This window comes from Streptococcus sp. HMSC063B03 (assembly GCF_001836965.1).
Taxonomy (GTDB): domain Bacteria; phylum Bacillota; class Bacilli; order Lactobacillales; family Streptococcaceae; genus Streptococcus; species Streptococcus pneumoniae_F.
In genome coordinates this window covers 133,355-156,905 of sequence record NZ_KV831007.1, presented here as the reverse complement: position 1 = coordinate 156,905, position 23,551 = coordinate 133,355, and the positions used below count along the sequence as shown (strand labels likewise).

The following is a 23,551-nucleotide window of genomic DNA, read 5'->3' as shown; positions in this document are numbered from 1 at the left end:
AATGGCTCAAATTAAAATTACTTTGACTAAGTCTCCAATCGGACGCATTCCATCACAACGTAAAACTGTTGTAGCACTTGGACTTGGCAAATTGAACAGCTCTGTTATTAAAGAAGACAACGCTGCTATCCGTGGTATGATCACAGCAGTATCTCACTTGGTAACAGTTGAAGAAGTAAACTAATGAATTTTTAGGGGATGTGCACTATACCATCCCCTAAAACTAGATATAGTCATCTATGATGACGTCGTATAGGCGAGTTGATGGGGGAGACAACCTTTTCTCCCTTATCGGCGCTAGCATTTTACAAAAGAGGAGAAAATAAAAATGAAACTTCATGAATTGAAACCTGCAGAAGGTTCTCGTAAAGTACGTAACCGCGTTGGTCGTGGTACTTCATCAGGTAACGGTAAAACATCTGGTCGTGGTCAAAAAGGTCAAAAAGCTCGTAGCGGTGGCGGAGTTCGCCTTGGTTTTGAAGGTGGACAAACTCCATTGTTCCGTCGTCTTCCAAAACGTGGATTCACTAACATCAACGCTAAAGAATACGCAATTGTGAACCTTGACCAATTGAACGTCTTTGAAGATGGTGCTGAAGTTACTCCAGTTGTTCTTATCGAAGCAGGAATTGTTAAAGCTGAAAAATCAGGTATTAAAATTCTTGGTAACGGTGAGTTGACTAAGAAATTGACTGTGAAAGCAGCTAAATTCTCTAAATCAGCTGAAGAAGCTATCACTGCTAAAGGTGGTTCAGTAGAAGTCATCTAAGAGAGGTGACCTATGTTTTTTAAATTATTAAGAGAAGCTCTTAAAGTCAAGCAGGTTCGATCAAAAATTTTATTTACAATTTTTATCGTTTTGGTCTTTCGTATCGGAACTAGCATTACAGTTCCCGGTGTGAATGCTAATAGCTTGAATGCTTTAAGTGGATTATCCTTCTTAAACATGTTGAGCTTGGTGTCAGGGAATGCCATGAAAAACTTCTCAGTTTTTGCTCTTGGTGTTAGTCCCTACATTACGGCCTCTATCGTTGTCCAACTCTTGCAAATGGATATTTTACCCAAGTTTGTAGAGTGGGGTAAACAAGGGGAAGTAGGTCGAAGAAAATTAAATCAAGCTACTCGTTATATTGCTCTTGTTCTAGCCTTTGTGCAATCTATCGGGATTACAGCTGGTTTTAATACTTTGGCTGGAGCTCAATTGTTGAAAACAGCTCTTACTCCACAAGTCTTTATCATGATTGGTATCATCTTAACAGCTGGTAGCATGATTGTGACTTGGTTGGGAGAGCAAATTACAGATAAGGGATACGGAAATGGTGTTTCTATGATTATCTTTGCCGGGATTGTTGCCTCAATTCCAGAGATGATTCAGGGCATCTATGTGGACTACTTTGTGAACGTCCCAAGTAGCCGTATCAACTCATCTATCATTTTCGTAATCATTTTGATTATTACTGTTTTGTTGATCATTTACTTTACAACTTATGTTCAACAAGCAGAATACAAAATTCCAATCCAATATACTAAGGTTGCACAAGGTGCTCCATCTAGCTCTTACCTTCCTTTGAAGGTAAACCCTGCTGGAGTTATCCCTGTTATCTTTGCAAGTTCGATTACTGCAGCGCCAGCGGCTATTCTTCAGTTTTTGAGCGCTACAGGTCATGATTGGGCTTGGGTAAGAACAGCACAAGAAATGCTGGCAACAACTTCACCAACTGGTATTGCCATGTATGCTTTGTTGATTATTCTCTTTACATTCTTCTATACGTTTGTACAGATTAATCCTGAAAAAGCGGCAGAGAACCTACAAAAGAGCGGTGCCTATATCCACGGAGTCCGTCCTGGTAAAGGTACAGAAGAATATATGTCTAAACTTCTTCGTCGTCTTGCAACTGTTGGTTCCCTTTTCCTTGGTGTGATTTCCATATTACCGATTGTGGCAAAAGATATCTTTGGACTTTCAGAAGCAGTTGCTTTTGGAGGTACTAGTCTTTTGATCATTATCTCTACAGGTATTGAAGGAATCAAGCAATTAGAAGGTTACTTACTGAAACGTAAGTATGTTGGTTTCATGGATAGAACAGAATAAAATAGAAGTATTTACTTGAATAGTAAATGCTGAGGGAGTGGAGGTTTAACTCTAACATTTGTAAGAGTTTGGTCTCCCCTCTTCTATTTTGTTTTTAAATAGGAGTGAAAAGACTTTTTGCTTCTATTTAAAAATAAAATAAGGAGATCAAATCATGAATCTTTTGATTATGGGCTTACCTGGTGCAGGTAAGGGAACTCAAGCAGCAAAAATCGTAGAACAATTCCATGTTGCACATATCTCAACAGGTGATATGTTCCGTGCTGCTATGGCAAATCAAACTGAAATGGGTGTTCTTGCCAAGTCATACATTGACAAGGGTGAATTGGTTCCTGACGAAGTTACAAATGGGATCGTAAAAGAACGTCTTTCACAAGATGATATTAAAGAAACAGGATTCTTGTTGGATGGTTACCCACGTACAATCGAACAAGCTCATGCCTTGGACAAAACATTGGCTGAACTTGGCATTGAACTAGAAGGTGTCATCAACATTGAAGTGAACCCTGACAGCCTCTTGGAACGTTTGAGTGGCCGTATCATCCACCGAGTAACTGGAGAAACTTTCCACAAGGTCTTTAACCCACCAGTTGACTATAAAGAAGAAGATTACTACCAACGTGAAGATGATAAGCCTGAGACAGTAAAACGTCGTTTGGATGTGAATATTGCTCAAGGGGAACCAATCATTGCTCACTACCGTGCCAAAGGTTTGGTTCATGACATCGAAGGTAATCAAGATATCAATGATGTCTTCTCAGATATCGAAAAAGTATTGACAAATTTGAAATAAAGCGTTTTTCACACTTGCAAAAATCCGCTACAAATGTTATACTGAGATAGTCTGACTTATAATTGTTGTCTCTGTGTCTAGAGGCATCGAATCGAAATTTATGGAGGTGCTTTTGCGTGGCAAAAGACGATGTGATTGAAGTTGAAGGCAAAGTAGTTGATACAATGCCGAATGCAATGTTTACGGTTGAACTTGAAAATGGACATCAGATTTTAGCAACAGTTTCTGGTAAAATTCGTAAAAACTATATTCGTATTTTAGCGGGAGATCGTGTTACTGTCGAAATGAGTCCATATGACTTGACACGTGGACGTATCACTTACCGCTTTAAATAATCGAAAAACTTGGAGGGATAAGAAATGAAAGTAAGACCATCGGTCAAACCAATTTGCGAATACTGTAAAGTTATTCGTCGTAATGGTCGTGTTATGGTAATTTGCCCAGCAAATCCAAAACACAAACAACGTCAAGGATAAGATAGAAAGGAGAAAACATGGCTCGTATTGCTGGAGTTGACATTCCAAATGACAAACGCGTAGTAATCTCATTGACTTATGTTTATGGTATCGGACTTGCAACATCTAAGAAAATTTTGGCTGCTGCTGGAATCTCAGAAGATGTTCGTGTACGTGATCTTACATCAGATCAAGAAGATGCTATCCGTCGTGAAGTGGATGCAATCAAAGTTGAAGGTGACCTTCGTCGTGAAGTAAACTTGAACATCAAACGTTTGATGGAAATCGGTTCATACCGTGGTATCCGTCACCGTCGTGGACTTCCTGTCCGTGGACAAAACACTAAAAACAACGCTCGCACTCGTAAAGGTAAAGCTGTTGCGATTGCTGGTAAGAAAAAATAATATAGGAGGTAAAAGTCTTGGCTAAACCAACACGTAAACGTCGTGTGAAAAAGAATATCGAATCTGGTATTGCTCATATTCACGCTACATTTAATAACACTATTGTTATGATTACTGATGTGCATGGTAATGCAATTGCTTGGTCATCAGCTGGTGCTCTTGGTTTCAAAGGTTCTCGTAAATCTACACCATTCGCTGCTCAAATGGCTTCTGAAGCTGCTGCTAAATCTGCACAAGAACACGGTCTTAAATCAGTTGAAGTTACTGTAAAAGGTCCAGGTTCTGGTCGTGAGTCAGCTATTCGTGCGCTTGCTGCCGCTGGTCTTGAAGTAACAGCAATTCGTGATGTGACTCCAGTGCCACACAATGGTGCTCGTCCTCCAAAACGTCGCCGTGTATAATCATCGCATTACACTGCTTTTCGTTTAAGAGGGAGTAACTAAATGATCGAGTTTGAAAAACCAAATATAACAAAAATTGATGAAAATAAAGATTATGGCAAGTTTGTAATCGAACCACTTGAACGTGGCTACGGTACAACTCTTGGTAACTCTCTTCGTCGTGTACTTCTAGCTTCTCTACCAGGAGCAGCTGTGACATCTATCAATATTGATGGTGTGTTACATGAGTTTGACACAGTTCCAGGTGTTCGTGAAGACGTGATGCAAATCATTCTGAACATTAAAGGAATTGCAGTGAAATCGTACGTTGAAGACGAAAAAATCATCGAACTAGATGTTGAAGGTCCTGCTGAAGTAACAGCCGGTGACATTTTGACAGATAGCGATATTGAAATTGTAAATCCAGATCATTATCTCTTTACAATCGGTGAAGGTTCTTCGCTAAAAGCGACTATGACTGTTAACAGTGGTCGTGGATATGTACCTGCTGATGAAAATAAAAAAGATAATGCACCAGTTGGGACACTTGCTGTAGATTCTATTTATACACCAGTTACCAAAGTCAACTATCAAGTGGAACCTGCTCGTGTAGGTAGCAACGATGGTTTTGACAAATTAACCCTTGAAATCTTGACAAATGGAACAATTATTCCAGAAGATGCTTTAGGGCTTTCAGCACGTATTTTGACAGAACATCTTGATTTGTTTACAAATCTTACTGAGATTGCTAAGTCAACTGAAGTGATGAAAGAAGCTGATACTGAATCTGACGATCGTATTTTGGATCGTACGATTGAGGAACTGGACTTGTCTGTGCGTTCATACAACTGTTTGAAACGTGCCGGTATCAATACTGTGCATGATTTGACAGAAAAATCTGAAGCAGAGATGATGAAAGTACGAAATCTTGGACGCAAGAGTTTGGAAGAAGTGAAACTCAAACTCATTGATTTGGGTCTTGGATTAAAAGATAAATAAAGGAGGAATACATGGCTTACCGTAAACTAGGACGCACTAGCTCACAACGTAAAGCAATGCTTCGCGATTTGACAACTGACCTTTTGATCAACGAATCAATCGTGACAACTGAAGCTCGTGCTAAAGAAATCCGTAAAACTGTTGAAAAAATGATTACTCTAGGTAAACGTGGTGATTTGCATGCACGTCGTCAAGCAGCTGCTTTCGTACGTAATGAAATCGCATCTGAAAACTATGATGAAGCAACTGATAAGTACACTTCTACTACAGCACTTCAAAAATTGTTCTCAGAAATCGCACCTCGTTATGCTGAACGTAACGGTGGATACACTCGTATCCTTAAAACTGAACCACGTCGTGGTGATGCAGCGCCAATGGCGATCATCGAATTAGTATAAAATCATCAATTTTGTTGAGTGTTATGATGATGGAGTCTTGTGCTCTTAGTCTAGCTCTGGTCTACCGCTAGGATTTCGGTCCTAGCGGGAACACTCATCATAAGTTGGGATAGTAGACGCTTGTTTACGAAATTGTTTTTTTCTTAAGAACAACTTCGTAAGCAGGCGTTTTTGAGTATTTTCGTTAGAATTATGCTATACTATTTGAAAAGAATCCTGTTTAATGTTCAGGTTTCTTATTATAAGAAGAATTGGAGTTTGCTTATGAAAGCGATTATAACTGTTGTTGGTAAAGATAAATCTGGAATTGTTGCAGGTGTTTCTGGAAAAATTGCAGAATTGGGTTTGAATATAGACGATATCTCTCAAACTGTCTTGGATGAATATTTCACGATGATGGCTGTCGTCTCTAGTGATAAAAAGCAAGATTTTACCTATCTTCGTAATGAATTTGAAGCTTTTGGGCAAACTTTGAATGTGAAAATCAATATTCAGAGTGCAGCGATTTTCGAAGCTATGTATAATATCTAGGAGGTTATCATGGATATTAGACAAGTTACTGAAACCATTGCCATGATTGAGGAGCAAAACTTCGATATCAGAACTATTACCATGGGGATTTCTCTATTAGACTGTATCGATCCAGATATCAATCGTGCTGCGGAGAAAATTTATCAAAAGATTACGACCAAGGCGGCTAATTTAGTGGCTGTTGGCGATGAAATTGCAGCTGAGTTGGGAATTCCAATCGTTAATAAGCGTGTATCGGTGACTCCCATTTCTCTGATTGGGGCAGCGACAGATGCGACGGACTATGTGGTTCTGGCAAAAGCGCTTGATAGGGCTGCGAAAGAAATCGGTGTGGACTTTATTGGTGGTTTCTCTGCCTTGGTACAAAAGGGGTACCAAAAGGGAGATGAGATTCTCATCAATTCTATTCCTCGTGCTTTGGCTGAAACGGACAAGGTCTGCTCGTCAGTCAATATCGGCTCAACCAAGTCTGGTATCAATATGACGGCTGTCGCAGATATGGGACGTATTATCAAGGAAACGGCAACTCTATCTGATATGGGGGCAGCCAAGTTGGTTGTATTCGCTAATGCTGTTGAGGACAATCCATTTATGGCGGGTGCCTTCCATGGTGTTGGGGAAGCAGATGTTATCATCAATGTCGGAGTTTCTGGTCCTGGTGTGGTGAAGCGTGCTCTGGAAAAAGTTCGTGGAGAGAGCTTTGACGTAGTAGCCGAAACAGTTAAGAAAACTGCCTTTAAAATCACTCGTATCGGTCAATTGGTTGGTCAAATGGCCAGTGAGAGACTGGGTGTGGAATTTGGTATTGTGGACTTGAGCTTGGCGCCAACTCCTGCGGTTGGAGATTCTGTTGCACGTGTCCTTGAAGAAATGGGGCTAGAAACAGTTGGTACGCATGGGACGACGGCTGCCTTGGCTCTCTTGAATGACCAAGTTAAGAAGGGTGGAGTTATGGCCTGCAACCAAGTCGGTGGTTTGTCTGGTGCCTTTATCCCTGTTTCTGAGGATGAGGGAATGATTGCTGCAGTGCAAAATGGTTCTCTTAATTTAGAAAAACTAGAAGCCATGACGGCTATCTGTTCTGTTGGTTTGGATATGATTGCCATTCCAGAGGATACACCAGCTGAAACCATTGCGGCCATGATTGCAGATGAAGCTGCAATTGGTGTTATCAATATGAAAACAACGGCTGTTCGTATCATTCCAAAAGGAAAAGAAGGCGATATGATTGAGTTTGGTGGTCTTCTTGGTACAGCTCCAGTAATGAAAGTCAATGGAGCTTCGTCTGTCGATTTCATTTCTCGTGGAGGCCAAATCCCAGCACCAATTCATAGTTTTAAAAATTAAGAAAATAGGAGAAATTTTAAGTTCTATTTAAGGTTGGATGTGTATACTATAATCATTAAATAAAGACCTCCTAATATTATTTGAAACAGATAACACTGATTTAGTTTGAATTTGATTTTCATCTAATATCTTTATTTAATGAACTCCTAAACTTTTTCATAATAATCTCCTGCAAAAGTCGCCTGTCTGGGTGGCTTTTGTTTTATCATCCATGATATAATAGAAGCAAACGGAGGACGGAAAATGGTAAAAGTACGATTGTATTTGGTACGTCATGGCAAGACTATGTTTAACACGATTGGTCGCGCGCAAGGTTGGAGCGATACTCCCTTAACAGCTGAAGGTGAACGAGGAATTCAAGAATTAGGAATCGGTTTGCGAGAATCTGGTCTACAGTTTGAGCGCGCTTATTCGAGTGATTCAGGGCGCACCATTCAGACAATGGGAATCATTCTTGAAGAACTTGGCTTGCAGGGGAAAATCCCTTATCGCATGGACAAGCGTATCAGAGAATGGTGTTTCGGTAGTTTTGATGGAGCTTACGATGGCGATCTTTTCATGGGCATTATTCCTCGTATCTTTAATGTGGAACACGTTCACCAATTATCTTATGCTGAACTGGCTGAGGGCTTGGTAGAGGTCGATACAGCTGGTTGGGCTGAAGGCTGGGAAAAACTCAGTGGCCGTATCAAAGAAGGCTTTGAAGCGATTGCTAAAGAAATGGAAGAACAAGGCGGCGGCAACGCCCTTGTTGTCAGCCACGGAATGACCATTGGAACCATTGTGTATCTGATTAATGGCATGCATCCGCATGGTCTAGATAATGGTAGCGTGACGATCCTTGAATATGAGGATGGTCAGTTTAGCGTTGAGGTTGTCGGCGACCGTAGTTACCGAGAACTAGGACGGGAGAAGATGCAAGAGACAAATAGTTAATAGAAGTTAGCTCTAAATGTGAGCTAATTTTTTATACTGCTAAATAAGTTGGATTTGCGATTCGGTCTTTCTTGCTATCCAAGTCTAAAAGAACATTTCTCGTCTTTCAAATTCCCTCAAAAATGGTATAATAGTAACATCACAAAATTGGAGAGAGACCATGAGTTTTTACAATCATAAAGAAATTGAGCCTAAGTGGCAGGGCTACTGGGCAGAACATCATACATTTAAGACAGGGACAGATGCATCAAAACCGAAGTTTTATGCTCTCGATATGTTCCCTTATCCGTCTGGAGCGGGTCTGCACGTAGGACACCCAGAAGGTTACACAGCAACCGATATCCTCAGCCGTTACAAACGTGCGCAAGGCTACAATGTCCTTCACCCAATGGGTTGGGATGCTTTTGGTTTGCCTGCAGAGCAATATGCTATGGATACGGGGAATGACCCAGCAGAATTTACAGCGGAAAACATTGCTAACTTCAAACGTCAAATCAATGCGCTTGGATTTTCTTACGACTGGGATCGTGAAGTCAATACGACAGATCCAAATTACTACAAGTGGACACAATGGATTTTCACTAAACTTTACGAAAAAGGCTTGGCCTATGAAGCGGAAGTGCCAGTAAACTGGGTTGAGGAATTGGGAACAGCCATCGCCAACGAAGAGGTTCTTCCTGATGGAACGTCTGAGCGTGGAGGCTATCCAGTTGTCCGCAAGCCAATGCGCCAATGGATGCTCAAAATCACGGCTTACGCAGAGCGTTTGCTCAATGACTTAGATGAACTAGATTGGCCAGAGTCTATCAAGGACATGCAACGAAACTGGATTGGGAAATCAACTGGTGCCAATGTAACTTTCAAAGTAAAAGGAACAGACAAGGAATTTACAGTCTTTACTACTCGTCCGGATACCCTTTTCGGTGCGACTTTCACTGTCTTGGCTCCTGAACATGAATTAGTAGACGCTATCACAAGTTCAGAGCAAGCAGAGGCTGTAGCAAACTATAAACACCAAGCTAGCCTCAAATCTGACTTGGCTCGTACAGACCTTGCTAAAGAAAAAACAGGGGTTTGGACTGGTGCTTATGCCGTCAACCCTGTCAATGGTAAGGAAATTCCAATCTGGATTGCGGATTATGTTCTTGCTAGCTATGGAACAGGTGCCGTTATGGCTGTCCCTGCCCATGACCAACGTGACTGGGAATTTGCCAAACAATTTGACCTTCCAATCGTCGAAGTACTTGAAGGTGGAAACGTTGAAGAAGCTGCCTACACAGAAGATGGACTTCATGTCAATTCAGACTTCCTAGATGGACTCAACAAAGAAGATGCTATTGCCAAGATTGTGGCTTGGTTGGAAGAAAAAGGCTGTGGACAAGAGAAGGTCACCTACCGTCTCCGCGACTGGCTCTTTAGCCGTCAACGTTACTGGGGTGAGCCAATTCCTATCATTCATTGGGAAGATGGAACTTCAACAGCTGTCCCTGAAAGTGAATTGCCACTTGTCTTGCCAGTAACCAAGGACATCCGCCCTTCAGGTACTGGTGAAAGTCCACTAGCTAACTTGACAGATTGGCTTGAAGTGACTCGTGAAGATGGCGTCAAAGGTCGTCGTGAAACAAATACTATGCCACAGTGGGCTGGTTCAAGCTGGTACTACCTCCGCTATATTGACCCGCACAATACTGAGAAATTGGCCGATGAGGATCTTCTCAAACAATGGTTGCCAGTAGATATCTACGTGGGTGGTGCAGAGCACGCTGTGCTTCACTTGCTCTACGCTCGTTTCTGGCATAAATTCCTCTTTGACCTCGGTGTTGTTCCAACTAAAGAACCATTCCAAAAACTCTTTAACCAAGGAATGATTTTGGGAACAAGCTACCGTGACCACCGTGGCGCTCTTGTGGCAACCGATAAGGTTGAAAAACGTGACGGTTCCTTCTTCCATGTGGAAACAGGCGAAGAGTTGGAGCAAGCACCAGCCAAGATGTCTAAATCCCTTAAGAACGTTGTAAACCCAGACGATGTGGTGGAACAATACGGTGCCGATACCCTTCGTGTTTATGAAATGTTCATGGGCCCACTTGATGCTTCAATCGCTTGGTCTGAAGAAGGTCTGGAAGGAAGTCGTAAGTTCCTTGACCGTGTTTACCGTTTGATTACAAGTAAGGATATTGTTGCGGAAAACAATGGCGCTCTCGACAAGGTTTACAACGAAACCGTTAAAGCTGTCACAGAGCAAATCGAATCCCTCAAATTCAACACAGCCATTGCCCAACTTATGGTCTTTGTCAATGCGGCTAACAAGGAAGACAAGCTTTATGCAGACTACGCCAAAGGCTTTATTCAATTGATTGCACCATTTGCGCCTCACTTGGCAGAAGAGCTCTGGCAAACAGTTGCAGCAACAGGTGAGTCAATCTCTTACGTGGCTTGGCCAACATGGGACGAAAGTAAATTGGTTGAAGACGAAATCGAAATCGTTGTCCAAATCAAAGGAAAAGTCCGTGCCAAACTCATGGTCGCTAAAGATCTATCACGCGAAGAATTACAAGAAATTGCTCTCGCTGATGAAAAAGTCAAAGCAGAGATCGACGGCAAGGACATCGTGAAAGTAATTGCGGTACCTAACAAGCTGGTAAATATCGTTGTGAAATAAGATAGAAATCCTTCAGAGTAGAATCTGGAGGATTTTTTGAATCTTGTTATGAAAGTATGATATACTATGTGCAACTATAAAGTTTGGAAAGCGAAACAAGGAGAATAAGATGCCAGTAAACGAATATGGTCAGATGATCGGGGAGTCAATGGAAGGTTATACACCAGGTGAATTGCCTGCTATTGATTTCTTAGAAGGGCGTTATGCTCGAATAGAAGCTCTTTCGGTGGAAAAGCATGCGGAGGATTTATTAGCTGTTTATGGCCCTGATACGCCTCGGGAGATGTGGACTTACCTCTTTCAGGAGCCAGTAGCAGACATGGAGGAACTGGTCAGCCTTTTAAATCAGATGTTGGCTCGTAAGGACCGTTTTTACTATGCAATCATAGACAAGGCAACTGGTAAGGCTTTGGGAACTTTTTCTCTCATGCGCATTGATCAGAATAACCGAGTGATAGAAGTGGGGGCGGTCACTTTTTCTCCAGAGCTCAGGGGAACACGGATAGGAACTGAAGCCCAGTATCTCCTCGCTCGCTATGTTTTTGAAGAACTCCACTATCGTCGCTATGAGTGGAAATGTGATTCTCTTAATTTGCCATCCAGACGAGCTGCGGAGCGTTTGGGATTTATTTATGAAGGAACCTTCCGTCAGGCAGTGGTTTATAAGGGGCGTACGAGGGATACGGATTGGTTGTCTATGATTGATAAGGACTGGCCAAAAGTCAAAGATCGTTTGGAAACATGGTTGCGTCCTGAAAACTTTGATAAAAATGGACGACAGCACAAGAACTTGAGAGAACTCTAAGAGGTGATGACATGATAACTATTAGAAAGCAAGAAATCGTCAAGCTCGAGGATGTTTTGCATCTCTATCAGGCTGTCGGTTGGACAAATTATACAAATCAACCTAAGATGCTGGAGCAGTCCTTGTCTCATTCATTAGTAATTTATCTGGCACTTGATGGTGATGCTGTGGTGGGCTTGATTCGTTTGGTTGGAGATGGTTTTTCATCAGTTTTTGTACAGGATTTGATTGTTTTACCTAGCTATCAGCGCCAAGGGATTGGTAGCTCCTTGATGAAAGAGGCTTTAGAGGATTTTAAAGAGGCTTATCAAGTCCAGCTGGCGACAGAACAGACAGAAGAAAATGTAGGATTTTATCGTTCTATGGGTTTTGAAACCTTATCCACCTATGACTGTACAGGAATGATTTGGGTAAACAGAGAAAAATAACAAACCTTGTTTGTTCTTAAGCAAAGTTTAAGGATGGTCTAGTATCATATAGTCATTAAATAAAGACCTCCTAACTTTATTTAATGAAATCCTAAAACTTTTTTCATCATAATCTCCTAATGAAGTCACCCAATCAGGTGGCTTTTTTGTAGGGTGAGGTGATGCTGATAGAAATTTTTTTAAAAATGGTAGAATTTGAGAAAAGTTAAGCTAGTTTTAAGTTTCGTCTTGTATCATATAATTATTAAATAAAGACCTCCTAACTTTATTTAATAAAATCCTAAACTTTTCTTTTTCATAATAATCTCCCTTAACTCCACCCAATCAGGTGGAGTTTTTTGGCTCTATTTCAGGCTTTTTGGGACTATTCTAAAAATAATTTTCCGATATTTTCCGGTATTTTTCGGATTTTGGTCGGGGAATTGGCGGGGATCTTTTTAGCGAATATGACTAAGAAATAGGTTTGTTGCTATTTAAGTGAATTCAACCTTAATTTGATTGTAGGTGACTGTTAATTGAAGGAATGGAACTATTGTAATGACGATTTTACTTGTCCAGTAGTGACGTATTAAATGAGGAGTGACATGTAAGCTTGTCTCTTCGTTTACGAGATCAAAATTTTTATGAAATTGATAGAATCCCTAACTTTCTCTTAATCTTGACCGTTTTGTTGTACAGTGGTTAAAGCTTGAAAAGTCGAGAATATAAACATTTGACAAAATTCGTGAACTGTGGGATAATGGAGAGGAATTAAGGATTAGTTCTATATCATGGACTAGAAAAGACCCCAAGCTAACTTCCACATTAAGCTCGGGGTCTTTTTTGACACTATCTATCTTTGTTTAGCCATTTATCGACTAAGCGAAGGATGACACCGACCACAATCGGTCCGATGATAGTTTTAAGGATTAGTTCCATCATGGGCTATCTCACCTCCTTTCGTAGGCGGTGTAGCAGTGCCGTAGAATATTGTTCCACATAAGTGTTAAACTCGGGAGGCACCAATCGGGTGGCTTTTTTGTTTGTGGCTTGGTTTTTTGATATAATAGAGCCATGAGTAGAATTTTAGATAATGAGATAATGGGGGATGAGGAGTTAGTAGAACGTACGCTCCGTCCTCAGTATTTACGTGAATATATTGGACAGGATAAGGTTAAGGACCAGCTTCAAATCTTTATAGAAGCTACCAAAATGCGGGATGAAGCGCTAGATCATGTGCTCTTATTTGGACCTCCAGGCTTGGGGAAAACGACCATGGCTTTTGTTATTGCCAACGAACTAGGTGTCAATCTTAAGCAGACTTCGGGTCCAGTCATTGAAAAAGCTGGGGATTTGGTAGCGATTTTGAATGACTTAGAGCCTGGGGATGTCCTTTTTATTGATGAGATTCATCGCTTGTCCATGTCTGTGGAAGAGGTGCTTTATAGTGCCATGGAGGACTTCTACATTGATATCATGATTGGGGCTGGTGAAGGCAGTCGCAGTGTTCATTTGGAGTTGCCACCTTTTACCTTGATTGGTGCGACGACTCGGGCTGGTATGCTGTCAAATCCGCTACGGGCACGTTTTGGGATTACAGGTCATATGGAGTATTATGCCCATGCTGACTTGACGGAAATTGTTGAGCGGACGGCAGATATTTTTGAGATGAAAATCACTCATGAGGCAGCATCCGAGCTGGCCTTGCGTAGTCGTGGAACCCCTCGTATTGCCAATCGTCTCCTCAAGCGCGTGCGCGATTTTGCCCAGATAATGGGGAATGGGGTTATCGATGATCTTATTACCGATAAGGCTTTGACTATGCTGGATGTTGACCATGAAGGTTTGGACTATGTGGACCAGAAAATCCTTCGCACCATGATTGAGATGTACGGTGGTGGCCCTGTCGGATTAGGAACTCTCTCTGTCAATATTGCCGAGGAGCGCGAGACGGTGGAAGACATGTATGAGCCTTACTTAATTCAAAAAGGTTTTATCATGCGGACACGGTCTGGACGGATGGCGACTGCTAAGGCATATGAGCATTTAGGTTATGAATACAGTGAAAAATGAGCAAGAAATTCTAGAGGCTTTTAGAGAAAATCCGGATATGATGGCTATTCTAGAAACTATCCGAAACCTTGGTCTGAAAGACTCGTGGTTGGCAGCAGGTTCTGTCAGAAATTTCATCTGGAATCTCTTGTCAGACAAATCATCTTTTGACTGTGAAACAGATGTAGATGTGATTTTCTTTGATCCGGATATTTCTTATGAGGAAACCTTGTCCCTAGAGAAAAAGCTGAGAGCCGATTTTCCGCAGTACCAGTGGGAATTGAAAAATCAAGTCTATATGCACCAGCATAGCCCTCATACTGCTCCCTATAGCAGTTCCCGTGATGCTATGAGTAAGTATCCAGAACGGTGTACGGCAGTTGGACTTCGCTTGAATGAAGAATCCGATTTTGAACTCTATGCACCTTATGGTTTGGAGAATATTTTGAATTTTCAAGTTCGTCCAACTCCTCATTTTTTAGAGAATGAAGACCGAATGAAGCTCTATCAAACACGATTATCCAAGAAAAATTGGCAGGAGAAATGGAAAAATTTGATTTTTAAAAATACTTAAGGAAACTTTAAGCTAGGAAGTGTATACTAAGTCCATAAGTTAAGAAGACCTTAACTTAAACTCCTAAAACTTTTTCATAATAATCTCCCTATAAAAAAATAGAGTCGCCCAATCAGGCGGCTTATTTTTTTGGAAATGGGCTTTGTGCCTGAGAATAATACTCAATGAAAATCAAAGTGCAAACTAGGCAGCTAGCCGCAGGCTGCTCAAAACACTGTTTTGAGGTTGCAGATAGCGCTGACGTGGTTTGAATTTGATTTTCGAAGAGTATAAATAGCTTAGTGATAGAAGAAAATGGGGAAATATGGTATAATGAAATGATAGATTTTTGAATAGGAATAAGATCATGTTTGGATTTTTTAAGAAAGATAAGGCTGTGGAAGTTGAGGTTCCGACACAGGTTCCTGCTCATATCGGCATCATCATGGATGGCAATGGCCGTTGGGCAAAAAAACGTATGCAACCGCGAGTCTTCGGACACAAGGCGGGCATGGAAGCATTGCAAACTGTGACTAAGGCAGCCAACAAACTAGGCGTTAAGGTTATTACGGTTTATGCTTTTTCTACGGAAAATTGGACCCGTCCGGATCAGGAAGTCAAGTTTATCATGAACTTGCCAGTAGAGTTTTATGACAATTATGTCCCGGAATTGCATGCTAATAATGTTAAGATTCAAATGATTGGGGAAACGGATCGCCTACCTAAGCAAACCTTTGAAGCTCTGACCAAGGCTGAGGAATTGACTAAGAACAACACAGGTTTGATTCTTAATTTTGCCCTCAACTATGGTGGACGTGCTGAGATTACACAGGCTCTTAAGTTGATTTCCCAGGATGTGTTAGATGCCAAAATCAACCCAGGTGACATCACAGAGGAATTGATTGGTAATTATCTTTTTACCCAGCATTTACCTAAGGAGTTACGAGACCCGGACTTGATTATCCGTACTAGTGGAGAATTGCGTTTGAGTAATTTCCTTCCCTGGCAGGGAGCCTATAGTGAGCTCTATTTTACGGACACCTTGTGGCCTGATTTTGACGAGGCGGCCTTGCAGGAAGCCATTCTTGCCTACAATCGTCGACAACGCCGATTTGGAGGAGTTTAGGAGGAAATATGACACAGGATTTACAGAAAAGAACCTTGTTTGCAGGGATTGCCCTGGCTATTTTCCTACCAATTTTAATGATTGGTGGACTCTTGCTTCAGATAGCAATTGGAATCATAGCCATGCTAGCCATGCATGAACTTTTGAAGATGAGAGGTCTAGAGACCATGACTATGGAGGGCCTCTTGACCCTCTTTGCAACCTTTTCCTTAACCATTCCCTTGGAGAATTATCTGACTTTTTTGCCAGTTGATGGGAATGTGGTTGCTTATAGTGTTTTGATTTCAATTATGTTAGGAACGACCGTTTTTAGCAAGTCTTATACGATTGAGGATGCTGTTTTTCCTCTTGCTATGAGTTTCTATGTAGGCTTTGGATTTAATGCTTTACTAGATGCTCGCGTTGCAGGTTTAGATAAGGCTCTATTGGCCTTGTGTATCGTCTGGGCTACCGACAGTGGTGCCTATCTTACTGGGATGAACTTTGGGAAACGGAAACTAGCTCCAACGGTTTCTCCAAATAAAACCTTTGAGGGTGCCTTGGGTGGCATTTTAGGTGCTATTTTAGTAACCATCATCTTTATGATGGTTGACAATACAGTTGCTCTTCCGTATGGAATTTACAAGATGTCAGTCTTTGCTATTTTCTTTAGCATTGCTGGACAATTTGGTGATTTACTAGAAAGTTCGATCAAGCGTCACTTTGGTGTCAAGGATTCTGGGAAATTTATCCCTGGACATGGTGGTGTTTTGGATCGTTTCGATAGTATGCTGCTCGTATTTCCAATTATGCACTTGTTTGGACTCTTTTAATCAAAAGACGGAGGAAATACTATGCTCGGAATTTTAACCTTTATTCTGGTTTTCGGGATTATTGTGGTGGTGCACGAGTTTGGACACTTCTACTTTGCCAAGAAATCAGGGATTCTAGTGCGTGAATTTGCCATTGGTATGGGACCCAAGATCTTTGCTCACACTGGCAAGGATGGAACGGCCTATACCATTCGAATCTTGCCTCTGGGTGGCTATGTTCGCATGGCCGGTTGGGGTGATGATACAACTGAAATTAAGACAGGAACTCCTGTCAGTTTGACCCTTACTGATGATGGTAAGGTTAAACGCATCAATCTTTCAGGTAAAAAATTGGATCAAACAGCTCTTCCTATGCAGGTGACCCAGTTTGACTTTGAAGACAAGCTCTTTATCAAAGGATTGGTTCTGGAAGAAGAAAAAACATTTGCAGTAGATCACGATGCAACGGTTGTGGAAGCAGATGGTACTGAGGTTCGGATTGCACCTTTAGATGTTCAATATCAAAATGCGACTATCTGGGGCAAACTCATTACCAATTTTGCAGGTCCTATGAACAACTTTATCTTAGGTATCGTTGTTTTTTGGATTTTAATCTTTATGCAGGGTGGTGTCAGAGATGTTGATAGCAACCAGTTCCATGTCATGCCTCAAGGGGCCTTGGCTAAGGTGGGAGTGCCAGAAACAGCTCAGATTACCAAGATCGGCTCACATGAGATTAGCAACTGGGAAAGTTTGATTCAGGCTGTGGAATCAGAAACCAAAGATAAGACAACCCCGACTTTGGATGTGACTATTTCTGAAAAGGGGAGTGACAAACAAGTCACTGTTACTCCGGAAGAAAGTCAAGGACGTTATATTCTCGGGGTTCAACCGAGAGTCAAGTCAGACCTCCTGTCCATGTTTGTTGGTGGATTTACAACTGCTGCTGACTCAGGGCTCCGTATCCTTTCGGCTCTGAAAAACTTGATTTTCCATCCAGATTTGAACAAACTCGGTGGCCCCGTTGCCATTTTTAAGGCAAGTAGCGATGCTGCTAAAAATGGTCTTGAGAATGTCCTCTACTTCCTAGCTGTGATTTCCATCAATATCGGAATTTTTAATTTGATTCCGATCCCGGCTTTGGATGGTGGAAAGATTGTGCTCAATATCCTAGAGGCTATCCGCCGGAAACCCCTTAAACAAGAAATTGAAACCTATGTCACCATGGCTGGTGTAGTTATCATGGTTGTCTTGATGCTAGCTGTGACCTGGAATGACATTATGCGACTCTTTTTTAGATAATCGAGGAATATTATGAAACAAAGTAAAATGCCTATCCCAACGCTTCGCGAAATGCCAAGCGATGCTCAAGTTATCAGCCACGCTCTCATGTTGCGAGCTGGTTATGTTCGCCAAGTCTCAGCAGGTGTTTATTCTTACCTACCACTTGCCAACCGTGTGATTGAAAAAGCTAAAAATATCATGCGCCAAGAATTCGACAAGATTGGTGCCGTTGAGATGTTAGCTCCAGCCCTTCTCAGTGCAGAATTGTGGCGCGAATCAGGTCGTTACGAAACTTATGGTGAGGACCTTTACAAACTAAAAAACCGTGAAAAATCAGACTTCATTCTAGGTCCAACTCACGAAGAAACCTTTACAGCTATTGTCCGTGATTCTGTTAAGTCTTACAAGCAATTGCCACTTAATCTTTATCAAATCCAGCCTAAGTATCGTGATGAAAAACGCCCACGTAATGGACTTCTTCGTACACGTGAGTTCATCATGAAAGATGCTTACAGTTTCCACGCTAACTATGATAGTTTGGACAGTGTTTATGATGAGTACAAGGCTGCTTATGAGCGTATTTTCACTCGTAGTGGTTTAGATTTCAAGGCTATCATTGGTGACGGTGGAGCTATGGGTGGTAAGGACAGCCAAGAATTTATGGCCATTACACCTGCTCGTACAGACCTTGACCGCTGGGTTGTCTTGGACAAGTCAGTTGCCTCATTTGACGAAATTCCTGCAGAAGTGCAAGAAGAAATCAAGGCAGAATTGCTCAAATGGATGGTTTCTGGTGAAGATACCATTGCTTACTCAAGTGAGTCTAGCTATGCGGCTAACTTGGAAATGGCAACAAACGAGTACAAACCAAGCAACCGTGTCGTCGCTGAAGAAGAAGTGACTCGTGTTGCAACGCCAGATGTTAAATCAATCGATGAAGTTGCAGCCTTCCTCAACATTCCAGAAGAACAAACAATTAAAACCCTCTTCTACATGGCAGATGGTGAACTTGTTGCAGCCCTTCTAGTTGGAAATGACCAACTCAACGAAGTCAAGTTGAAAAACCACTTGGGAGCAGATTTCTTTGACGTTGCTAGTGAAGAAGAAGTGGCGAATCTTGTTCAAGCAGGTTTTGGTTCACTTGGACCAGTTGGTTTGCCAGAGAATGTTAAAATTATTGCAGATCGTAAGGTGCAAGATGTCCATAATGCAGTTGTCGGTGCTAACGAAGATGGCTATCACTTGACTGGTGTGAACCCAGGCCGTGATTTTACTGCAGAATATGTGGATATACGTGAAGTTCGTGAAGGTGAAATTTCCCCAGACGGGCAAGGAGTCCTTAACTTTGCGCGTGGTATCGAAATTGGTCACATCTTCAAACTCGGCACTCGCTATTCAGCAAGCATGGGAGCAGATGTTTTGGATGAAAATGGCCGTGCTGTGCCAATTATCATGGGATGTTACGGTATCGGTGTCAGCCGTCTCCTTTCAGCAGTGATGGAGCAACACGCTCGCCTCTTTGTTAACAAAACACCAAAAGGTGAATACCGTTACGCTTGGGGAATCAACTTCCCTAAAGAGTTGGCACCATTTGATGTGCACTTGATCACTGTCAATGTCAAGGATGATGAAGCGCAAGCCTTGACAGAAAAGCTTGAAGCAAGCTTGATGGAAGCTGGTTACGAAGTCTTGACAGATGACCGTAACGAACGTGTCGGAGTCAAATTCAGTGATAGCGACTTGATTGGGTTGCCAATCCGTATCACTGTTGGGAAGAAAGCAGCCGATGGCATCGTAGAAGTGAAGATTAAAGCGACTGGTGACACCATCGAAGTTCATGCAGATAACTTGCTTGAAACGCTTGAAATTCTCAGCAAGAAATAAAAACTATAATCAGAAGAAAAACAAGGAAAAAATGTAACTAGTTTTTACCTTGTTTTTTCTGTATAATGGGAAAAATGACTAGATAAAGAGGTAAATGTATGCTAAGATTTCCAAAGGATTTTGTCTGGGGATCCTCTACTTCTGGACCACAGACAGAAGGATGTGTAGCTGGTGACGGCAAGGGAGATAATCTCTGGGATTATTGGTACCAAGTGGAGCCAAATCGTTACTATAATGGGATTGGTCCAGATAAAACATCAACCTTTTATGAAAACTGGGAAAAGGATATTGAGCTACTGTTAGAAACTGGTCACACGGCCTTTCGGACTTCTATTCAGTGGTCACGGATTTTTCCACAAGGGCGTGGGAAAGTCAATCCTCAAGGTGTGGACTTTTACCGTAAGGTTTTTGAGTCTATTAAGGCCAAAGGGATTCGTCTTTTAGTCAATCTTTATCATTTTGATTTGCCTTTTGCCCTTCAAGAGGATGGTGATGGTTGGGAAAATAAGGCGACTGTCTCAGCCTATGAAGACTATGCTCGTTTTTGTTTTGAGACTTATGGAGATATAGTGGATCAATGGATTACCTTTAACGAGCCCATCGTTCCAGTAGAATTTGGATATTTTTACGATGCCCATTATCCACATAAGGTGGATGCAGAGGCAGCCGTTAAAGTAGCTTATCATACACAATTGGCTAGCAGTCGGGCGGTTAAGGCTTGTCACGAACTCTTGCCTGATTCCAAGATTGGGATTGTCCTCAACTTGACACCGGCTTATCCACGTAGCCAGCATCCTGCTGATGTTAAGGCAGCTCGCATTGCGGACCTTTTTCAGGCCCAATCTTTCTTAGATCCGTCTGTTTTGGGGACTTATCCACAGGAGTTGGTAGAAATCTTGCATGAATACGGTCTCTTGCCTGATGCTACAGAGAAGGAGTTGAAGCTCATTCGTGACAATACAGTGGACTTCCTTGGTGTCAACTACTATCAACCTTTGCGTGTTATGGCGCCTCGATTTGCTAAGCATCCAGAGAGTCCACTCTTACCAGAACATTTTTACGAGCCTTATGTGATGCCTGGACGTAAAATCAATCCTCATCGTGGCTGGGAGATTTATGAACAAGGGATTTATGACATTGCTCAAAATATCAAGGAAAATTATGGCAATATTGAGTGGATGTTGACTGAGAATGGTATGGGTGTTGAAGGGGAAGAAAAATTCCGTGAGAATGGAATGATTCAAGATGATTACCGTATTGACTTTGTAAAAGGTCATCTTCGTGAACTGCACCGTGCTATTGAAGATGGAGCCAACTGTAAAGGATACTTAATCTGGACCTTTATTGACTGTTGGTCATGGCTCAATAGCTATAAAAATCGCTATGGTTTGGTTGAATTAGACTTGGAAACGCAAGAACGTCGTCTGAAGAAATCAGGACACTGGTTCAAGGAATTAAGCGGCAATAATGGATTTTAAAAAGGACTCTGACTGATTATCCTAATTGGTCAGAGTTTTTTATTTATAAGAAGTTGATATGAACTATACCAATTTTTACTCTTGACAAGTGAAAGAAACAAGTATATACTGTTTTTGCTGATTCTATAAAAGAGGAATTAGACTATACCAATTTTAAGGAGAAAGCACAGCTTGCCTGTGTCGTATATACTATGTGTGGAATTGTTGGTGTTGTTGGAAACACAAATGCAACTGATATTTTGATTCAAGGTCTTGAAAAGCTCGAATACCGTGGCTATGATTCTGCGGGGATTTTTGTCCTAGGTAGTGATGAAAACCATCTAGTCAAGGCTGTTGGTCGTATTGCAGAATTGTCTGCTAAAACAGCTGGTGTTGAGGGAATAACTGGTATCGGACATACTCGTTGGGCTACTCATGGAAAACCAACTGAAGACAATGCTCACCCACATCGTTCTGAGACAGAACGTTTTGTCTTGGTTCACAATGGGGTCATTGAAAACTACCTCGAAATCAAGGAAGAATACCTTGTAGGTCACCATTTCAAGGGGCAAACAGATACTGAAATCGCCGTTCACTTGATTGGAAAATTTGCGGAAGAAGATGGCTTGTCAGTGCTTGAAGCCTTCAAAAAAGCTCTTCACATCATCCGTGGTTCTTATGCCTTTGCCTTGGTTGACTCACAAGATCCTGAAGTCATCTACGTGGCTAAGAATAAATCACCACTTTTGATTGGTCTTGGGGAAGGCTATAACATGGTCTGCTCAGACGCCATGGCTATGATTCGTGAGACCAACCAGTACATGGAAATCCATGACCAAGAGTTGGTCATCGTCAAGGCTGATAGTGTAGAGGTTCAAGACTATGATGGTAATGGTCGTGAGCGTGCTAGCTATACTGCTGAGCTTGACTTGTCAGATATCGGTAAGGGAACTTACCCTTACTACATGCTAAAGGAAATTGACGAGCAACCAACGGTGATGCGTAAACTCATCCAAGCCTACACAGATGAGGCTGGTCAAGTTGTTGTAGACCCAGCTATTATCAAGGCCGTTCAAGACGCAGACCGCATCTACATTCTTGCAGCTGGAACATCTTACCACGCAGGATTTGCTTCTAAGAAGATGTTGGAAGAATTGACGGATACACCAGTTGAGCTTGGAATTTCATCTGAGTGGGGCTACGGTATGCCACTCCTCAGCAAGAAACCACTCTTCATCTTTATCAGCCAGTCTGGTGAAACAGCGGATAGCCGTCAGGTTTTGGTTAAGGCTAATGAAATGGGAATCCCAAGCTTGACAGTGACCAACGTTCCTGGTTCAACCCTTTCACGTGAAGCCAACCATACCATGCTCCTTCACGCAGGTCCTGAAATTGCCGTGGCATCAACTAAAGCCTATACAGCACAAATCGCAGCCCTTGCCTTCCTTGCAAAAGCAGTCGGAGAAGCAAATGGCAATGCCAAAGCGCAAGCCTTTGATTTGGTGCATGAGTTGTCAATTGTAGCTCAGTCTATCGAATCAACTCTTTCAGAGAAAGAAACCATCGAAGCCAAGGTTCGTGATCTTCTTGAAACAACTCGCAACGCCTTTTATATCGGACGTGGTCAAGATTACTATGTAGCCATGGAAGCAAGTCTCAAACTCAAAGAGATTTCTTACATCCAGTGTGAAGGCTTTGCGGCAGGAGAACTCAAGCACGGAACTATTGCCTTGATTGAAGAAGGAACGCCTGTTTTGGCCCTCTTGTCAGATCCAGTCCTTGCCAACCATACTCGTGGAAATATCCAAGAGGTCGCAGCCCGTGGTGCCAAAGTCCTCACTATCGCAGAAGAAAATGTTGCCAAAGATACAGACGACATCGTTCTTACGACCGTCCACCCTTACCTCTCACCAATTTCAATGGTCGTGCCAACGCAATTAGTCGCTTACTTTGCAACACTCCACCGTGGTCTTGATGTGGATAAACCACGTAACCTTGCTAAATCAGTAACGGTAGAATAAGCTAAAAAAGTCTAGTTATCTAGGCTTTTTCTTGTGAGCAAATCGGTTGCTTGTAGTCAAGTTTCGTGTTATACTCTTCGAAAATCAAATTCAAACCATGTCAGCTTCCATCTGCAACCTCAAAACATTGTTTTGAGCAGCCTGCGGCTAGCTTTCTAGTTTGCTCTTTGATTT

25 protein-coding genes are annotated in these 23,551 nt (G+C 41.9%); 24 read left to right on the top strand and 1 reads right to left on the bottom strand.

Going from position 1 to position 23,551, the window contains the following annotated elements; genetic code table 11:
* The first annotated feature begins 1 nt into the window (after nucleotide 1).
* The 16 genes from rpmD (at nucleotide 2) to HMPREF2628_RS00710 (ending at nucleotide 12,230) form a co-directional block, all read left to right on the top strand.
* Complete coding sequence (gene rpmD / locus HMPREF2628_RS00785) at nucleotides 2–184, top strand: 50S ribosomal protein L30 (protein WP_000057241.1); 183 nt, start codon at nucleotides 2–4, stop codon at nucleotides 182–184.
* A gap of 144 nt (nucleotides 185–328) precedes the next feature.
* The gene (gene rplO, locus HMPREF2628_RS00780) at nucleotides 329–769 is read left to right on the top strand and encodes a 50S ribosomal protein L15 (RefSeq protein WP_000766087.1); all 441 of its coding nucleotides are present in this window, start codon (nucleotides 329–331) and stop codon (nucleotides 767–769) included.
* Between the two features lie 12 nt (nucleotides 770–781).
* A complete protein-coding gene (secY, locus tag HMPREF2628_RS00775; RefSeq protein WP_061589619.1) occupies nucleotides 782–2,092 on the top strand; it encodes a preprotein translocase subunit SecY in 1,311 nt (436 codons plus the stop codon).
* A gap of 154 nt (nucleotides 2,093–2,246) precedes the next feature.
* Nucleotides 2,247–2,885 (top strand): adenylate kinase, encoded by a 639-nt coding sequence (locus HMPREF2628_RS00770; RefSeq protein ID WP_001050436.1) that lies wholly within the window; start codon nucleotides 2,247–2,249, stop codon nucleotides 2,883–2,885.
* 116 nt (nucleotides 2,886–3,001) lie between these two features.
* Complete coding sequence (infA, locus tag HMPREF2628_RS00765; RefSeq protein ID WP_001029883.1) at nucleotides 3,002–3,220, top strand: translation initiation factor IF-1; 219 nt, start codon at nucleotides 3,002–3,004, stop codon at nucleotides 3,218–3,220.
* A gap of 24 nt (nucleotides 3,221–3,244) precedes the next feature.
* On the top strand, nucleotides 3,245–3,361 hold the full coding sequence (gene rpmJ, locus HMPREF2628_RS00760; protein ID WP_001808836.1) for a 50S ribosomal protein L36: 117 nt from the start codon (nucleotides 3,245–3,247) through the stop codon (nucleotides 3,359–3,361).
* A gap of 17 nt (nucleotides 3,362–3,378) precedes the next feature.
* Nucleotides 3,379–3,744 (top strand): 30S ribosomal protein S13, encoded by a 366-nt coding sequence (gene rpsM / locus HMPREF2628_RS00755; protein ID WP_000090781.1) that lies wholly within the window; start codon nucleotides 3,379–3,381, stop codon nucleotides 3,742–3,744.
* 17 nt (nucleotides 3,745–3,761) lie between these two features.
* Nucleotides 3,762–4,145, top strand: a complete 384-nt coding sequence (gene rpsK, locus HMPREF2628_RS00750; protein ID WP_001118385.1) for a 30S ribosomal protein S11 — start codon at nucleotides 3,762–3,764, stop codon at nucleotides 4,143–4,145.
* 42 nt (nucleotides 4,146–4,187) lie between these two features.
* Nucleotides 4,188–5,123 carry a DNA-directed RNA polymerase subunit alpha gene (locus HMPREF2628_RS00745; RefSeq protein WP_000568988.1) on the top strand — a complete coding sequence of 312 codons (936 nt, stop codon included), beginning with the start codon at nucleotides 4,188–4,190 and terminating at the stop codon, nucleotides 5,121–5,123.
* Between the two features lie 11 nt (nucleotides 5,124–5,134).
* Nucleotides 5,135–5,521 (top strand): 50S ribosomal protein L17, encoded by a 387-nt coding sequence (gene rplQ, locus HMPREF2628_RS00740; RefSeq protein WP_000331493.1) that lies wholly within the window; start codon nucleotides 5,135–5,137, stop codon nucleotides 5,519–5,521.
* 264 nt (nucleotides 5,522–5,785) lie between these two features.
* Nucleotides 5,786–6,052, top strand: a complete 267-nt coding sequence (locus tag HMPREF2628_RS00735) for an ACT domain-containing protein (RefSeq protein WP_000644130.1) — start codon at nucleotides 5,786–5,788, stop codon at nucleotides 6,050–6,052.
* A gap of 9 nt (nucleotides 6,053–6,061) precedes the next feature.
* Nucleotides 6,062–7,399 carry a PFL family protein gene (locus HMPREF2628_RS00730; protein ID WP_070842070.1) on the top strand — a complete coding sequence of 446 codons (1,338 nt, stop codon included), beginning with the start codon at nucleotides 6,062–6,064 and terminating at the stop codon, nucleotides 7,397–7,399.
* Nucleotides 7,400–7,642: 243 nt separating this feature from the next.
* Nucleotides 7,643–8,335 (top strand): histidine phosphatase family protein, encoded by a 693-nt coding sequence (locus tag HMPREF2628_RS00725; protein WP_004269755.1) that lies wholly within the window; start codon nucleotides 7,643–7,645, stop codon nucleotides 8,333–8,335.
* Between the two features lie 160 nt (nucleotides 8,336–8,495).
* Nucleotides 8,496–10,997: a leucine--tRNA ligase gene (leuS, locus tag HMPREF2628_RS00720; RefSeq protein WP_004269756.1), complete on the top strand. Its 2,502-nt coding sequence runs from the start codon at nucleotides 8,496–8,498 to the stop codon at nucleotides 10,995–10,997.
* 109 nt (nucleotides 10,998–11,106) lie between these two features.
* Nucleotides 11,107–11,802: a GNAT family N-acetyltransferase gene (locus HMPREF2628_RS00715; RefSeq protein ID WP_004269757.1), complete on the top strand. Its 696-nt coding sequence runs from the start codon at nucleotides 11,107–11,109 to the stop codon at nucleotides 11,800–11,802.
* 11 nt (nucleotides 11,803–11,813) lie between these two features.
* The gene (locus HMPREF2628_RS00710; protein WP_070842069.1) at nucleotides 11,814–12,230 is read left to right on the top strand and encodes a GNAT family N-acetyltransferase; all 417 of its coding nucleotides are present in this window, start codon (nucleotides 11,814–11,816) and stop codon (nucleotides 12,228–12,230) included.
* 828 nt (nucleotides 12,231–13,058) lie between these two features.
* On the opposite strand, the gene HMPREF2628_RS00705 is transcribed toward HMPREF2628_RS00710, so the two are convergent.
* A complete protein-coding gene (locus tag HMPREF2628_RS00705; protein ID WP_000970294.1) occupies nucleotides 13,059–13,151 on the bottom strand; it encodes a type I toxin-antitoxin system Fst family toxin in 93 nt (30 codons plus the stop codon).
* Between the two features lie 132 nt (nucleotides 13,152–13,283).
* Between HMPREF2628_RS00705 and ruvB the strand changes: the two genes are divergently transcribed.
* The 8 genes from ruvB to glmS all read left to right on the top strand — a co-directional run bounded on the left by ruvB (nucleotide 13,284) and on the right by glmS (nucleotide 23,377).
* A complete protein-coding gene (gene ruvB / locus HMPREF2628_RS00700; RefSeq protein WP_083320480.1) occupies nucleotides 13,284–14,282 on the top strand; it encodes a Holliday junction branch migration DNA helicase RuvB in 999 nt (332 codons plus the stop codon).
* Nucleotides 14,263–14,835: a nucleotidyltransferase family protein gene (locus HMPREF2628_RS00695; RefSeq protein WP_070842067.1), complete on the top strand. Its 573-nt coding sequence runs from the start codon at nucleotides 14,263–14,265 to the stop codon at nucleotides 14,833–14,835. Before ruvB ends, HMPREF2628_RS00695 begins: the two co-directional genes overlap by 20 nt.
* 346 nt (nucleotides 14,836–15,181) lie before the next feature.
* Nucleotides 15,182–15,940, top strand: a complete 759-nt coding sequence (locus HMPREF2628_RS00690; protein WP_020901862.1) for an isoprenyl transferase — start codon at nucleotides 15,182–15,184, stop codon at nucleotides 15,938–15,940.
* 8 nt (nucleotides 15,941–15,948) lie between these two features.
* Complete coding sequence (locus HMPREF2628_RS00685) at nucleotides 15,949–16,752, top strand: phosphatidate cytidylyltransferase (protein ID WP_070842066.1); 804 nt, start codon at nucleotides 15,949–15,951, stop codon at nucleotides 16,750–16,752.
* A 21-nt stretch (nucleotides 16,753–16,773) separates the two neighbouring features.
* On the top strand, nucleotides 16,774–18,033 hold the full coding sequence (rseP, locus tag HMPREF2628_RS00680) for an RIP metalloprotease RseP (protein WP_070842065.1): 1,260 nt from the start codon (nucleotides 16,774–16,776) through the stop codon (nucleotides 18,031–18,033).
* 12 nt (nucleotides 18,034–18,045) lie between these two features.
* Nucleotides 18,046–19,899, top strand: a complete 1,854-nt coding sequence (locus HMPREF2628_RS00675; protein ID WP_070842064.1) for a proline--tRNA ligase — start codon at nucleotides 18,046–18,048, stop codon at nucleotides 19,897–19,899.
* A gap of 98 nt (nucleotides 19,900–19,997) precedes the next feature.
* A complete protein-coding gene (bglA, locus tag HMPREF2628_RS00670; protein ID WP_070842063.1) occupies nucleotides 19,998–21,377 on the top strand; it encodes a 6-phospho-beta-glucosidase in 1,380 nt (459 codons plus the stop codon).
* Nucleotides 21,378–21,568: 191 nt separating this feature from the next.
* A complete protein-coding gene (gene glmS / locus HMPREF2628_RS00665; RefSeq protein ID WP_070842062.1) occupies nucleotides 21,569–23,377 on the top strand; it encodes a glutamine--fructose-6-phosphate transaminase (isomerizing) in 1,809 nt (602 codons plus the stop codon).
* Nucleotides 23,378–23,551 lie beyond the last annotated feature (174 nt).